The sequence below is a fragment of the Flavobacterium sp. KACC 22763 genome, assembly GCF_028736155.1.
GTDB lineage: Bacteria > Bacteroidota > Bacteroidia > Flavobacteriales > Flavobacteriaceae > Flavobacterium.
In genome coordinates this window covers 645,579-660,152 of sequence record NZ_CP117879.1, presented here as the reverse complement: position 1 = coordinate 660,152, position 14,574 = coordinate 645,579, and the positions used below count along the sequence as shown (strand labels likewise).

The following is a 14,574-nucleotide window of genomic DNA, read 5'->3' as shown; positions in this document are numbered from 1 at the left end:
TCTGTTTTCATAAGATGTTATTTCTATAAAATCAGAATACTTTCATTAAATTGAAATTAATTACATTAGCATTTCTCAAAATTAGAAGAATGGAAAACTACAGCCTTATCATCTTTATTCTTGCTATCGTAATTGGGCTGTCTGCCTTTGCAGACAAAGCCAAACTTCCCTACCCTATTCTGCTAGTTATTGTTGGAGTTGCCATCGGATTCATTCCAACGATAAATGAAATCGAAATCAATCCCGAAATCATTTTCCTTATTTTTCTTCCCCCGCTCTTATATGATGCTTCGTTTAATATTTCGCCAAAACATTTCAAAACCAATATAAGCACAATTAGTTCACTAGCAATACCATTAGTTTTTTTCACTACTTTTTGGATTGCAGTAGTTTCCCATTATATGATTCCCGGCATGACATGGCCTTTATCGTTTGTACTGGGAGCTGTACTTTCAGCAACCGATGCTGTAGCTGCGATAAACATCACAAAAGGACTCGGAATACCCCAAAAAACTTTAACTATACTCGAAGGCGAAAGCTTAATAAACGACGCCTCAGCTTTGGTTGCCTATCATTTTGCAGTTGCTGCCGTTATGGGGGCTACTTTTGTAATCTGGAAAGCCGCTTTTCAATTTGTTTTCTTATTGGCAGGAGGTTTTTTGGTAGGTGCGGTAATGGGGAAAATATTAGGAATCATACTAAGAACGGTTAGAAACAACATTAATGTCGTTGTGAGTTTTATGCTTTTAATGCCTTTTGTCACCTATCTTGTTGCCGAGCATTTGCACGTTTCTGGAGTTATAGCAGTTGTTTTCTTAGGTTTGGCAATGGCACGTTTAAGTAGTAAAGTTTTTCCTGAGCACCTAAAAAACAGTTCTAAAAGTCTTTGGGACGTTATTATCTTTTTACTCAACGGATTAATTTTTATCTTAATCGGACTCAATTTCAGATACGTTTTAGAAGATATAGAGAGCGATATGATTTTGCCTTATATTGGTTATGCAGTAATAATAACAATTGTAGCATTACTCACGAGAATGGTCCGAATATTTCTTCAAAAAATAAACCTCCAGAAAGCCTTTAAAAATAACGACAAGAAAAAGCGAAAAGTAAGCGAAAATGCTCTTCTCGACTTTGGAAACAGCTTAATTATTAGCTGGTCAGGAATGCGAGGTATTGTATCGCTGGCCATTGCAATCGGGTTACCAAAATTCTTAGAAGACGGAACGCCATTTCCACTTAGAAATGCAATTATTTTTATTTCCATTGCAGTTGTACTCCTTACTTTAATTGGGCAAGGATTAACACTGCCATGGATTGTTAAAAAAATAAACGAAAAAGCAGCGCAAAACAAAATTGACTCAACCTCATAAAGCTTAAAAAAACAAATTCAACTTTATCCTTTCTTTATTTTCATTATCTTCATAGTTTTTTAAACCACTATAAACAAATACTTTAAAAAACTATTTCCAAGAAACTAAAAAACAACATGAAAGAAAATATTGCGATTTATGGCGCGTATGGTCATACAGGGAAATTTATCGTTTCTGAACTTTACAGGCAAGGTTATAAAAATATTGTACTTTCTGGAAGAGATGAAGAAAAACTAAAAACACTGCAAAAACAATATCCAGATGCGGCAGTAAAAGCAGCTGATATACATGATGCTGCATCACTTGACAATGCCTTTTCTAATGCAATAATTATTGTAAACTGCGCTGGACCTTATCTCGACACAGCCGAACCTATTATAAAATCGGCTTTGCGCTTAGGAAGCCATTATATTGATTTAACTGCCGAACAAAAACCAGTACTAGATATATTTGAACAATTTTCTGAACAGGCAAGAAAAGATCAAATCCTTATCATTCCTGCTGCCGCATTTTACGGCGGACTTGGCGATTTGTTAAGCACAGCCATAACCAGTGACTGGAACGAAACTGAAGAAATAAACATTTATATTGGGCTTGACTCTTGGCATCCTACAAAAGGAACCCGATTGACAGGCGAACGAAACCATTACAAAAGACTTATTTTTAAAGATAAGCTTTTACAGGAATTTGAAGCAAAGCCAGCAATAAAATGGGATTTCAAAAATCCTATAGGAGTTAAGGAAATTATAGCCCTGCCTCTTTCAGAAATCATCACTATTTCTCGTCATTTGAATGTAAAAAATATTACCACTTATCTTAGTCAAAATTCTCTCGAAGAGCTAAGAAATGAAAACACGCCCGAACCAAAACCTGTCGATGATAAAAACAGATCGTCTCAGCAATTTGCTATAGAAGTAACTGCTTCCAATCAAAATACAACAAGAAGCATTACTGCTAAAGGTCAGGATATTTATGCCGTTACAGCCCCGCTGGTTGTCGAAGCAATCAACAGAATACTATCAGGACGAATAAATAAAACTGGTGTAACCACAATGGGTGAAGTATTTGATGCTTCGGATTTTTTAGAATCTTTGAATTCAGATGATATTACAATCTCACCAGTTACTGAATCTGTAAACATTTAAATTGTATCTATGTATAACCCATTGGGTGAATTAAAAAATAAAAGCATTTTAACACATAGAGACATAGTTTTTTGTGTCGAAAAAAGAAAATGGAAGAAACAAGTTTCCACACATAGCTAAACTATGTGCATTTAAACTAGTGAAACGCCTTTTTTAAGTTTAGTTAAACTATGTTTCTATGTGTTGAAAATAATTTTACCCAACGAATTAAGCATATTAATACGTTACAAATAATAAAATCGTACAAAATGACTTCAGAAATTCTTTCCACAACACCAGATTCAGAAATTGTGACTACAAGAATTCTGAATTTCCCCCAAGAACTTGTTTTTAAAGCATGGAGCAATCCGGATCATCTGAAAAATTGGTGGGGACCAAAAGGTTTCACCAATACTTTTCATGAATTTGATTTTTGCGAAGGCGGAATATGGAAATTTACCATGCATGGCCCAGAAAGAGGAAATTTTGAAAACGAATGCGAATTCATAAAAATTGACAAACCGAATCTTATTGCATGGAAACGTCATTCTAAACCGCTTTTTCAAATCTTAACGACTTTTGAAACTGTTGCTGAAAATGAAACCAAAGTAGTTTTCAAAATGCTTTTTGAAACTGTTGAAGAATGCCAGAAACTAAAACCTTATGTCGTTGATAAAAACGAAGAGAATTTTGACAAGCTTGAAGTTGAGTTATCAAAAATGGCATTATAAAACATAGCAAGATTTGGATTTTTTTGCTTCCTAACAAATATGATTTTTACTTAAAAAAAATTATGGAAGCAAATTTTAAAATCAAGCCTTTAAATCATACAGAATTTTCAGGCTACTTCAAATTAACAGATCTAGAACTAGAAAAAATTGGCGCAATCAGAATGACTGTCGACAAATTCCCCGGTTTTCCTTGCAGAATAAGTCTGGAAGATGCTCAAATTGGCGAAGAAGTCATTTTATTGCCATACCAACATCATCAAACAGCCTCACCTTATCAAGCAAGCGGGCCAATTTTTATACGAAAGAAAGTCACTACGCCTACATTCGAAACGAACCAGATTCCGCTTATGTTTAATCATAGATTGCTTTCGCTACGTGGTTATGATAAAAATGGCATGATGAAAGAAGCGTCTGTCGCAGAAGGAAATACCCTGAAAGAAAGCATTATCAAAACTTTTGAAAACGAAAAAATAGATTATATCCATATTCACAATGCAAGACCTGGCTGTTATAACTGTTTAGTAGAAAGAGCGTAATTGAAAAATGTTTCTTTTCACCCCTAAATGAAGAAAAAAAAATATGCATGCATAGTAATTTTATGATATTCGTTTATTTTTTATTCGTAATTTCGGTTTTCCAATAAAATCAATATTAAAAATGGCTTCATTTGTAAAAGAAATATCTTTCCGCTGGTCAGATCTTGACCCAAATTTTCACGTTCGACATAGCGCTTATTACGATTTTGGTGCGCAACATCGTATCGAAATCCTAGAGGAACTAGGTTTAACCTTAAAAGTAATGCAGACACAAGGTTTTGGGCCAGTTTTGTTTAGAGAAGAATGTGTTTTCAGAAAAGAATTAAAACTTTCAGACAAAATTTTTATTCATACTAAAACCTCAAAAATGAAAGCCGATGCGTCACGCTGGTCTATCATTCACGAATTTAGAAGAGAAGATGATACACTTTGCGCTACCATTACAGTAGACGGAGCATGGATGGATACCAAACTTAGAAAATTGGCTTCTCCTACTCCAGAAATTGCAATTCAAGCTTTGAGTATTTTTCCAAAAAGCGATGATTTTGTTGGGCTATAAACCAGCGATGTCATAACCTTATAAAAAATCCCAAAAACAACTACTGATATTGTTTTTGGGATTTTTTTTCTCAACAAACTTTATTTTTAATTTCGTTATTCAAACTTTAATCCAAAGTTTACTCTTTCGAAAGTGGTACTGCAGGAAAAGGCAAAACGTCCAACGTTCAACGTTCCAAAAATCCCTCCAAACGAATGTCCAGAATAAAATCCTCCAGCAGAAAATCGACGAACCTGATATTTTAAAGCAATATCATTTACTCTCGAACTCAATTGCCCAAAAGCAATCACATGAGGGATAATTTCATAACTTCCAAAAACTTTGGGAACCAGTTTTTTATAATAATCAAAACTTTCATCAGTATCATAATCAATTATAGATGAGTGTAAATTTTCTAAGTTTCCACCGATATAGGTGTTTTCAGAAAAATGCCATGAGATGCTAAAACCAGTAAAAGTTCCCTCATAACCACTTCTAGAATCGACATATCCTATCCCAATTGTAGCTCTAAATTTATCGCAAATCTTACCAATATACCCCACATAGGTACGATCGATTTCAGACTTGTCAATTCCGGCACCAAAAATAATATCGTCTTCACACATCGTAAGGGCGTACTGAAAATAAGCCGAATATTGGTCTTGATTTGCCGCGACAACGCTCCGGCCTTTATCAAGGTCTATATTTGCAGAAATTAAGGTCGAATTTATAACGGCGAAATCAAACGTATTGAGTTCTTGGGCAAATGTGGGGACTGTTAGCAGGAGCAAAAGTATTGTTTTTTTCATAATACTAATATTTAAGGCTTACAACATTCTGACACTAAGTTACATACATTTTTCCTATTAATAAAAAGAAGTTCCTTAAAGTGCTACATTACTCGTTAAAATACATTATTTTCATAATCAGTATCATTTAGTCGATAAAATTTTAATGAATCATCGATTATTGACATTAAAAACAACAAAATCATTTCAAAAGTTATTTTTCTGATAACTTTAAGATTTTAAGCTTTGTTTTAAAAACGGTTCGGTTTAATTTTATAAATCATAAAAACAATTGCCTCTCAAATGAAAATCTTAAAATTATTATTCATACTAATTCCTTTCTTAAGTTTTGGACAGCAAGGAAATATAAAAGCATTAGATATTAATTTAAGTAATTACGAATATCCTTTCCCTGTTCATTTTATCGAATTGAGCAATCAGCGCCAATACTTGAAAATGAGTTATATGGATGTTATTCCAGAAAATTACAATCAGAAAAATATTGTTTTACTGCACGGAAAAAATTTCAATGGCGCTTATTGGGAAACTACAATTAAAGCACTGACGAAAGAAGGTTATCGTGTAATTGTTCCTGATCAAATTGGTTTTGGAAAATCAACAAAGCCAGATCATTTTCAATACACTTTTCAACAGCTGGCAGAAAATACCAAGAAGCTTTTAGATCACTTAGGAATTAGCAAAACCATAGTTTTAGGACATTCTATGGGCGGAATGCTGGCAACGCGCTTTGCATTAATGTATCCAGAAACGACAGAAAAACTGGTTTTAGAAAACCCGATTGGTTTAGAAGACTGGAAATTAGTCGTGCCATACAAACCTGTTGATTGGTGGTACAAATCGGAATTAAAGCAGAATTATGAAGGCATCAAGCAATACCAAATGGCAAATTATTATGACGGAAAATGGAATGCCGATTATCAAAAATGGGCTGAACTTGGCGCTGGCTGGACCACTGCCGCAGATTATGATATTGTTGCCTGGAATTCGGCTCTTTTGTACGATATGATTTTTACGCAGCCCGTTTTGTATGAATTTAAAAATATTAGATGCCCGACGTTATTGATTATCGGAACGAGAGATAAAACAGCTTTAGGAAAACCATTGGTTTCTGAAGAAGTGAGAAAAACAATGGGAAATTATGCAGAATTGGGAAAAAAAACTCAGAAAGCAATTCCAAATGCAAAATTGGTAGAAATTCCAAATACAGGACATTTGCCACATATCGAATCTTTTGATTCGTTTATAAAATCATTAATCGTATTTTTGAAATAATTTTTTTTTTGCCACGAATTTCGAGAATTGACACTAATTAATTTTCCGAAATTTTTAAATAAAAAATTCGTGTAAATTCGTGCAATTCGTGGCAAACACTAACTTAAAAACCATATAAATATGTTTACAATAGAACAAATAAAAGAAGCCCATTCAAAAGTAAAAACAGGTGCAGATTTTCCAAATTACATTCAGGATTTAATCATTTTAGGAGTAAAAGGATATGACACTTACGTTCACGATGGAAGCACTGTTTACTACGGATTAAATAATTACACAGCTGCAGCTGAAGAAAAATATCCAGAAATTAAAGTTGCTGATTTTCCGAACAAAGAACTTTTTATCGAAAATTTGGTAAAACACCAACATGGAGAAACCGATTATATGACTTTCTGTAATCACTGTGCACAAGCTGGAATTGCAAAATGGCGTGTTGATATTGTCGAAATGACTTGCACTTATTTTGATAAATCTGAACATGAAATTTTAATCGAAAAAATCCCTTTATAATTCATTAGACATAAATGACTATTTGTAACCAAAACCACCAAACCTTTTTCAAAAGAAGCATTTTAGTTTTCCTTTTAACCTTTTCGCTATTTGGCTTTTCGCAAAAGAAAAAAGAAAATCCGAAATTTAATGTAATTGCTTTTTATACCGCAAAAAATGATCAGGCGCATATCAGTTTTGTGCATGAAGCCAATAAATACTTTCCGAAATTAGCAGCAGAAAATCATTTTCAGTATGATTCTACGAGCAATTGGGACAATTTAAACGCTAAGTTTTTGGCAAAATATCAAGTTGTTTTATTTCTAGACACACGTCCTGAAAAGAAAGAACAGCGTGATGCTTTTCAAAAATACATGGAAAATGGCGGTGGCTTCATTGGATTTCATTTTTCAGCATTTGCTTTAAACAATTCGAGCTACAATCAAGATTGGAACTGGTATCACAATACTTTTTTAGGTTCTGGCGAATATGGAAGCAATACGTGGAAACCAACTTCGGCAGTTTTAAGAGTAGAAAATCAGCATCCTGTAACCAAAAATCTGCCTAAAACTTTCTCTTCTGCTCCAAATGAGTGGTACAGATGGTCCAACGATTTAACCAAAAATCCAGACATTGAAATTTTATTGGCTATTGATGAATCCAGTTTTCCGTTAGGAACTGGTCCAAAAGCTCATGAAATTTGGCACAGTGGTTATTACCCTGTAGTTTGGACCAATAAAAAATATAAAATGCTGTACGTAAATATGGGGCACAACGACATTGATTATGAAGGCGGAACAAACAAAACCTTATCGTACACTTTTGAAAACAAAACACAAAGCCAATTAATTTTAAACGCCTTGCTTTGGCTTGGCAATTCAAAGAAAAAATAAAAAATGTCTATTACTCTTTCTCCCATAATTACGGCTCAAGAATTAATTGCCAATTCTAAAATCATTTTGATTGATGCAAGAGCTGGCGCAAATACTTTTGAAAATTATCAAAAAGAACATTTAAAAGGCGCTCGTTTTGTCGATTTAAATCGTGATCTGGCTGCAATTCCAGAAAACCCAGCCAATGGCGGAAGACATCCTTTGCCATCTCCAGAAGATTTTTCTAAAGTACTATCTTCATTAGGAGTTTCACCTTCTGATCATGTTGTCGTTTACGATGATAAAAATGGCTCTAATTTCGCAGCTCGTTTCTGGTGGATGATGCGCGCGGTTAGTCATGAAAAAATTCAGGTTTTAAATGGCGGTTATCAAGCAGCAATTCAAGTAGGTTTTCCAACCAATTCTGGAATTGAAACTTTTGAAAAAACAACCTATCCTTCTCAAGAATGGAAATTGCTTTTAGCGGATATTGAAGAAGTCGAAAAAGCCCGTAAAAATGATCAAAATATTGTGATCGATGTTCGTGATAAAAACAGATATGATGGCTTGGTAGAACCGCTGGATTTAATCGCAGGACATATTCCGGGAGCTATCAATGTTCCGCTAACGGAAAATCTGGATGAAAATGGATTCTTTAAACCTGCCAATGAATTGGCTGAAAAATACAAAGCCATTTTAAAAGATAAAAAACCAGAAAATACAATCGTTCATTGCGGTTCTGGAGTTACAGCCTGCCACACGTTATTAGCGATGGATTACGCTGGACTTCCAATTCCAAAATTATATGCTGGCTCTTGGAGCGAATGGTCAAGAAACGACCGCGAAATGGCAACTCGCCAAACTGAATAATTTTTAGCCATCGGTTTAATAGACTAAGAGGATTAAAAAAATGTGTTGCCACGAATTACACGAATTTTCACTAATTATAAAAGATAAAAAATTCGTGCGAATTCGTGTAATTCGTGGCTAAAAAAGATCACTTTAATCTGTGAATCCCGATAGCCATCGGGAGTGGCAAAAAAAAATAATACAAATAAAAATTACAATGCAACACTGGGATATACTTTTATCAAATCAGGTAAATAAAAAGAAATTAATAGACAATATATTAAATGGCGAAGCTACTGGAGAATTAGCCATTTTTAACAATCAAAAAGGAATACTGTTTTCTGATATTGCTATCGAAAAATTCATCGAAAAAGAATTTCAATATGACAGCGTAGAAGCTTCGCCAGATTCGCATAGACAGCTTCGAACTTTTTCTTCTGGCGAACGTAAAAAAGAATTTTTAAAATACTGCATCAATCAAAGACCAGATTACATAATTTTCGACAATCCTTTTGATCATTTGGATCAGGCCTCACGAGTAGTTTTAGCCGATTCCTTAAAAGATCTGACGAATGATATTGCCATTATTCAACTTTTAAATCGTACCGTCGATGTGCTTGAATTTGTGCCAAATAAAGCTCAAATTAAAGATAATACATTCGAACTGCATCCATTTAAAAAAACCGAAAATCATTTCAAAACATTAAATACAACTGCAATTCCAAAAGCAACAGAAACTCATACTTTTCCCGAAAACGAATTAATCAGACTTGAAAATGTTTCGGTGAGTTATGATGAAAGAAAGATTCTCAACAACATTTCTTGGGCAATCAAACAAGGCGAATTCTGGCAGTTAGTAGGTCCAAATGGTTCTGGAAAAAGTACTATTTTATCTTTGATTACAGGAGACAATCCAAAAGGCTTTGGACAGAATTTATTCTTATTTGGAAGAAAAAAAGGAACAGGAGAAAGCGTTTGGGACATAAAAAAACAAATCGGGATTTACGCTACTTCGATGATGGATTTGTTTCAAAAAGGACATACACTGGAACAAATGATTCTTTCTGGTTTCTTTGACCAAATAGGATTGTATACAGAACCTACAACACATCAAAAGAATATCGTGACGCAATGGCTTGAAGTGATCGAAATGTCTCATTTACGCAAAAAACGTTTTATAGATCTTTCTATTGGTCAGCAGCGCGTCGCATTAATTGTTCGTGCCGTCTTAAAACATCCGCCATTATTGATTTTAGATGAACCTGTAGAAGGTTTAGACGACGAAAATGTAGATTTGGTAATTCAGCTTATCAATACCATAAAACAAGAAACTAACGTTTCTATATTGTATGTTTCGCATCGAATCGAACAAGGCCTTGCCCCTACTTCTGTCTTTGAACTTTTACCAACTGAAACAGGTTCAATCGGAAAAATAAAATACCATTCAGAATTAAATTAAATGAAAATAAAATTTGCCCTATTTCTCCTTTTACAATTCATCTTGATTTCGTGTTCCAACACCATTTCAACAGTAAAAAAAGAATATACTTTAAAAAAATCAAAAGAGCTAAAATCAGATTGGACAATCGATTCTAAAGAATGGATTCTAAAAAATGACACACTTACAGGAAACGGCTCTCTTTCGCCATGGGGAGTTTTGGTTTCAAAAAAACAGCTTCCAGAAAACTATGAAATTGATTTTAAAGTAAACATGACCAATGCATCTTTATTCGAAATCATGCTCAATTTGGATAAAGGAAAATACATTAGAACATACTTATATCAAATTGACCAAAACATTGTAATTGGTGACGGAGTTTATGATAAAAATGATGATTCGTATGGCAAACGAGGCGGAAAAACGTTGTTTAGAAAACCAATGCAATTAGAAAACAACAAATGGTATGCTGTAAAAATTAAAGTTTTCAATAATCAACTATTCTTTTCTGTTGACGATAAAACAACTTTAGAATGTTCTCTTGAAAAAAGCAATCTAAACCAAAAAGGGAAATTAGGTTTCATAACCAACGGAGAAGTCAAAATAACGGATTTAACAATTAAATCTCTACAATAATTTAATTAGCGTAGAGGCGCACTGCAGTGCGTCTCCGCAACGAATATCCACAATACGTTAGACGCACTGCAGTGCGTCTCTACAGAATATTGGAACGATAAAAAAATGCGATAAAACAAAAAAAGCTCCTTTAGGGAGCTTTTTTATTATTATAAAAATTATCTAATTATCTAATTGACAAATTATCTAATTAACTTTCATCCTCAACATTATGCGACTTCACATAATTACGCCATTTCTCAATACAATCCTGAAAATCCTGAGGTAATTCTGTATCAAAACGCATTAATTCTCCCGTATTTGGGTGAACAAATCCAAGCGTTTTAGCATGTAACGCCTGACGTGGTAAAGCTTTAAAGCAATTCTCGATAAACTGCTTGTATTTGGTAAAAGTTGTTCCTTTCAAAATCAAATGACCACCATAACGCTCATCGTTAAATAATGGATGACCAATATGCTTCATATGCGCACGAATCTGGTGTGTTCTTCCTGTTTCCAATTTACAAGAAATAAGAGTTACATAACCAAAACGCTCCAAAACTTTATAATGCGTAATAGCAGGTTTTCCAATTTCTGGATCATCAAAAACTGCCATTTGCATTCTGTCTTTCAAATGTCTCGCTAAGTTTCCTTCAATTGTACCGCTGTCAGCCACAACATTTCCCCAAACTAGAGCAATATACTCGCGTTCGGTAGTTTTAGCTTCAAACTGCTTCGCTAAATGCGTCATAGCAGCTTCCGTTTTGGCTACAACCAAAAGACCAGAAGTATCTTTATCAATTCTATGAACCAAACCTGGGCGCTCGCTGCTATTCATTGGCAGATTTTCAAAATGAAATGCCAAAGCGTTGACCAAAGTTCCAGTATAATTTCCGTGACCTGGGTGTACAACCAATCCCGGTGGTTTATTGATAAGCAATAACGCATCATCTTCATAAACAATATCCAACGGAATATCTTCTGGATCTACCCTATTTTCAAATGGAGGATGCGACAACATAACCGTTATCACATCAAAAGGTTTTACTTTGTAATTTGATTTTACAGGAATATCATTTACAAAAATGTTTCCGTTTGTTGCCGCGTTCTGAATTTTATTTCGTGTGGCATTCGGAATCAAATACATTAAATATTTGTCAATACGTAAAAACGCTTGACCTTTTGGGACTTCAAATCTGTAGTGCTCAAATAATTCGTCTTCCAGATCTAAATTTTCTTCAATATTATTGTTCATCATTTGGGGTTTCTGTAGGCACCGCAGTACTATCTGTTGCCTGACTTTCATCTACATAACTTGCTTTTCCGTCTCCTAAAACCAAATCGATTTTAGACGCTTTCAAAACGCGGTCTCCCACCTTTAAGTTTCTTCCTTTTAAACGCATTTCCAAAACCATATCTTTTCCAAGATTCGGAATATACGTAATCGTACCTGGCTCAAGACCTAACGCTTTCAACGTTGGCACAGCTTCACGATATGTTTTTTCGATTAAATCTGGAATTTTCACAGAAGAAAAACCAGAAGCATTAATCTTAATATAAATTTTTCTACCCACTTTTACCATTGTCCCAGGCAACGGATCTTGCTCTACAACACTATATTTAGGATATTCACTTCTGTAATCAACACTATCCAATAGAACGTAATCCAAATCCAATTCGTCTAATTTGTTTTCCACTTGTTCCTCAGTCAATTTAGACAAATTCGGCACTGCAATTTCGTGTCCGTGATCTGTCGTAAAAGTTAACCAATGCATAAATAAATAACCAATAACCGCAATAATAGCTGCGGCCGCAAGCAATTGCAAGAAAAAAACTCGGCTTGTTAAATACTGACGTAAACTCATAAATTTATTTTTAATAGCGACAAAGATAAAGTATTTCGTTTCAAAAAAAATGATAATTTTGTTTAAAACAAGAAAGTGCCGTGATTGTCATCCTGAGCAAAGGCGAAGGATAATTTTCATGAGCTATTTCCTGCTATCCGCTGTATCTTTTGTGCCGAACCCCGGCACAAAAGGATGCCGCTTCTATCAGGGCTAGGGCACTCGGTTTCATAAGAACGTTATTTATTAAAAAAACATATATTAAATAAAGTTTCAAAACAGATTTAAACGATTTACGGCAAAACCTGAAACTTGAAACAAATTAAAAACTGAAACAAAAACATGAAAAACATTGCCATCATCATGGGCGGCTATTCCAGCGAATACAAAATATCATTAATCAGCGGGAATGTCGTGTATCAATATCTTGACAAAACAAAATACAACGGATTCCGTATTCACATTTTCAAAGAAAAATGGGTGTATGTAGACGAAAATGAAGCCGAATTTCCAATTGATAGAAATGATTTTTCTGTAACAGTAAACGGTGAGAAAATTACGTTTGACTGTGTTTTCAACGCCATCCACGGAACTCCGGGCGAGGACGGATTAATGCAAGCGTATTTCGAATTGATCGGAATGCCACAATCTTCTTGCGATTATTACCAATCGGCATTAACATTCAATAAAAGGGATTTATTATCTGTTTTAAAACCATACGGAATCAAAACAGCCATTTCTTATTATTTGAACAAAGGAGACGAAATCAACACGGCTGAAATAGTTAAGAAAGTAGGATTGCCATGTTTCGTAAAACCAAACAAAGCGGGTTCTAGTTTCGGAATCTCAAAAGTAAAAACTGAAGCTGAATTGCCAATTGCAATTGAAGTGGCGTATAAAGAAGATAACGAAATCATCATTGAAAGCTTCCTTGACGGAACTGAAGTTTCTGTGGGAGTTATCAACTACAAAGGCGAAATTATCGTTTTACCAATCACAGAAATTGTATCAGACAATGATTTCTTTGATTACGAAGCCAAATACGAAGGGAAATCACAAGAAATTACACCTGCCAGAATTTCTGATGAACTGACTAAAAAAGTCTCAGAAACTGCAAAACGTGCTTACGAAGTTTTAAAAATGAGAGGTTTCTCAAGAAGCGAATTCATCATTGTAAACGGAGAACCACACATGCTTGAGATGAATACCATTCCAGGTTTAACAACAGAAAGTTTAATTCCGCAACAAGCAAAAGCAGCTGGAATTTCATTGGAAGATTTATTCACAAATGCAATTGAATTAGCTTTAAAATAGATACTAAGATACTGAGGTGCTAAGATTCTAAGTTTTAGCACCTTATTTTTTTTTAAATAATTTAATTTTTACCTCTCTGAACCTTAACAAAATATGCTTTTTCTAGTAGGAACTCGGGATTCAAATGTAAAAAACGGGGTAATTTTAAATGAAAAATGTCCCAAATGCGAGATTGAAAACACATTGCATTTTAGTATATACAAAAAGTATACTCATATTACTATGATTCCTCTTTTTCCGGTCGGGAAATATGCAAACATACAATGTGGTAACTGTCAAACTTTATTTGATTACGATGATTTATCTTCCAGCGCACAAGAAAAATTACAGAATGAAAAATTAGAAAATTCAATTTGGATGTTTTCGGGAAGCATTATAATGCTTTTAGTTATTATTTATGGCATAAACGTTTATATTAACAACAATAAGAAAACTGCAGATTTAATAAAAAAACCAGAAGTTGGAGATGTATATAATTTAAAATTTTCTAATGGTTATTATTCAACCATGAAAATAGATAAAATAACAACCGACAGCATTTTTACAACACATAATGATTTTGATGCTTATCTACCTTATGAAGTAGATGATTTAGATAAAAAAGAAAACTATTCAGTTCGAAAAGTATCTTATTCAAAAAAAGCAATCATTGAACTTTATGAAAATAATGAAATAATAAAAATCAGACGAGCTAAATCCCCATTGGAAGCTGAAGAATTTGAATACAAAATTCCAGTAACAAAATAAAAACTTAGTATCTTAGAATCTTA

Annotated in this window: 16 protein-coding genes; 13 read left to right on the top strand and 3 right to left on the bottom strand. The window is 34.0% G+C overall.

Annotated elements, in window-relative coordinates; genetic code table 11:
• The first annotated feature begins 89 nt into the window (after positions 1-89).
• The 5 genes from PQ463_RS02935 to PQ463_RS02915 all read left to right on the top strand — a co-directional run bounded on the left by PQ463_RS02935 (position 90) and on the right by PQ463_RS02915 (position 4,323).
• A complete protein-coding gene (locus PQ463_RS02935) occupies positions 90-1,373 on the top strand; it encodes a Na+/H+ antiporter (protein ID WP_274256231.1) in 1,284 nt (427 codons plus the stop codon).
• A 116-nt stretch (positions 1,374-1,489) separates the two neighbouring features.
• The gene (locus PQ463_RS02930; protein ID WP_274256230.1) at positions 1,490-2,518 is read left to right on the top strand and encodes a saccharopine dehydrogenase family protein; all 1,029 of its coding nucleotides are present in this window, start codon (positions 1,490-1,492) and stop codon (positions 2,516-2,518) included.
• A gap of 248 nt (positions 2,519-2,766) precedes the next feature.
• On the top strand, positions 2,767-3,228 hold the full coding sequence (locus tag PQ463_RS02925) for an SRPBCC family protein (RefSeq protein ID WP_274256229.1): 462 nt from the start codon (positions 2,767-2,769) through the stop codon (positions 3,226-3,228).
• A 62-nt stretch (positions 3,229-3,290) separates the two neighbouring features.
• Positions 3,291-3,764 carry a DUF1203 domain-containing protein gene (locus tag PQ463_RS02920; protein ID WP_274256228.1) on the top strand — a complete coding sequence of 158 codons (474 nt, stop codon included), beginning with the start codon at positions 3,291-3,293 and terminating at the stop codon, positions 3,762-3,764.
• A gap of 121 nt (positions 3,765-3,885) precedes the next feature.
• Positions 3,886-4,323, top strand: coding sequence for an acyl-CoA thioesterase (locus PQ463_RS02915; protein WP_111366488.1), 438 nt, complete (start codon positions 3,886-3,888; stop codon positions 4,321-4,323).
• Positions 4,324-4,418: 95 nt separating this feature from the next.
• Here PQ463_RS02915 and PQ463_RS02910 read toward each other — a convergent pair whose 3' ends face one another.
• On the bottom strand, positions 4,419-5,111 hold the full coding sequence (locus PQ463_RS02910; RefSeq protein WP_111377072.1) for a hypothetical protein: 693 nt from the start codon (positions 5,109-5,111) through the stop codon (positions 4,419-4,421).
• 282 nt (positions 5,112-5,393) lie between these two features.
• On the opposite strand from PQ463_RS02910, the gene PQ463_RS02905 reads away from it, so the two are divergent.
• From PQ463_RS02905 to PQ463_RS02880, 6 genes are all read left to right on the top strand, one after another.
• Entirely contained in the window at positions 5,394-6,383 is a 990-nt protein-coding gene (locus PQ463_RS02905; protein ID WP_274256227.1) for an alpha/beta fold hydrolase, read from the top strand.
• 120 nt (positions 6,384-6,503) lie between these two features.
• Complete coding sequence (locus tag PQ463_RS02900) at positions 6,504-6,893, top strand: DUF1398 domain-containing protein (protein WP_111377074.1); 390 nt, start codon at positions 6,504-6,506, stop codon at positions 6,891-6,893.
• 14 nt (positions 6,894-6,907) lie between these two features.
• The gene (locus tag PQ463_RS02895) at positions 6,908-7,765 is read left to right on the top strand and encodes a ThuA domain-containing protein (protein WP_274256226.1); all 858 of its coding nucleotides are present in this window, start codon (positions 6,908-6,910) and stop codon (positions 7,763-7,765) included.
• 3 nt (positions 7,766-7,768) lie between these two features.
• The gene (locus PQ463_RS02890) at positions 7,769-8,614 is read left to right on the top strand and encodes a sulfurtransferase (protein WP_274256225.1); all 846 of its coding nucleotides are present in this window, start codon (positions 7,769-7,771) and stop codon (positions 8,612-8,614) included.
• A 196-nt stretch (positions 8,615-8,810) separates the two neighbouring features.
• On the top strand, positions 8,811-10,052 hold the full coding sequence (locus PQ463_RS02885) for an ATP-binding cassette domain-containing protein (protein ID WP_274256224.1): 1,242 nt from the start codon (positions 8,811-8,813) through the stop codon (positions 10,050-10,052).
• Positions 10,053-10,667 (top strand): 3-keto-alpha-glucoside-1,2-lyase-like domain-containing protein, encoded by a 615-nt coding sequence (locus tag PQ463_RS02880; protein WP_274256223.1) that lies wholly within the window; start codon positions 10,053-10,055, stop codon positions 10,665-10,667.
• Between the two features lie 190 nt (positions 10,668-10,857).
• Here the strand turns inward: PQ463_RS02880 and PQ463_RS02875 are convergent, their stop codons facing one another.
• Both PQ463_RS02875 and PQ463_RS02870 read right to left on the bottom strand, forming a co-directional pair.
• Positions 10,858-11,901 carry an RluA family pseudouridine synthase gene (locus tag PQ463_RS02875; protein WP_274258008.1) on the bottom strand — a complete coding sequence of 348 codons (1,044 nt, stop codon included), beginning with the start codon at positions 11,899-11,901 and terminating at the stop codon, positions 10,858-10,860.
• Entirely contained in the window at positions 11,891-12,511 is a 621-nt protein-coding gene (locus PQ463_RS02870) for a PASTA domain-containing protein (protein ID WP_274256222.1), read from the bottom strand. Before PQ463_RS02870 ends, PQ463_RS02875 begins: the two co-directional genes overlap by 11 nt.
• A gap of 321 nt (positions 12,512-12,832) precedes the next feature.
• On the opposite strand from PQ463_RS02870, the gene PQ463_RS02865 reads away from it, so the two are divergent.
• Complete coding sequence (locus tag PQ463_RS02865) at positions 12,833-13,804, top strand: D-alanine--D-alanine ligase (RefSeq protein WP_274256221.1); 972 nt, start codon at positions 12,833-12,835, stop codon at positions 13,802-13,804.
• 93 nt (positions 13,805-13,897) lie between these two features.
• Positions 13,898-14,551: a zinc ribbon domain-containing protein gene (locus tag PQ463_RS02860; RefSeq protein ID WP_274256220.1), complete on the top strand. Its 654-nt coding sequence runs from the start codon at positions 13,898-13,900 to the stop codon at positions 14,549-14,551.
• Positions 14,552-14,574 lie beyond the last annotated feature (23 nt).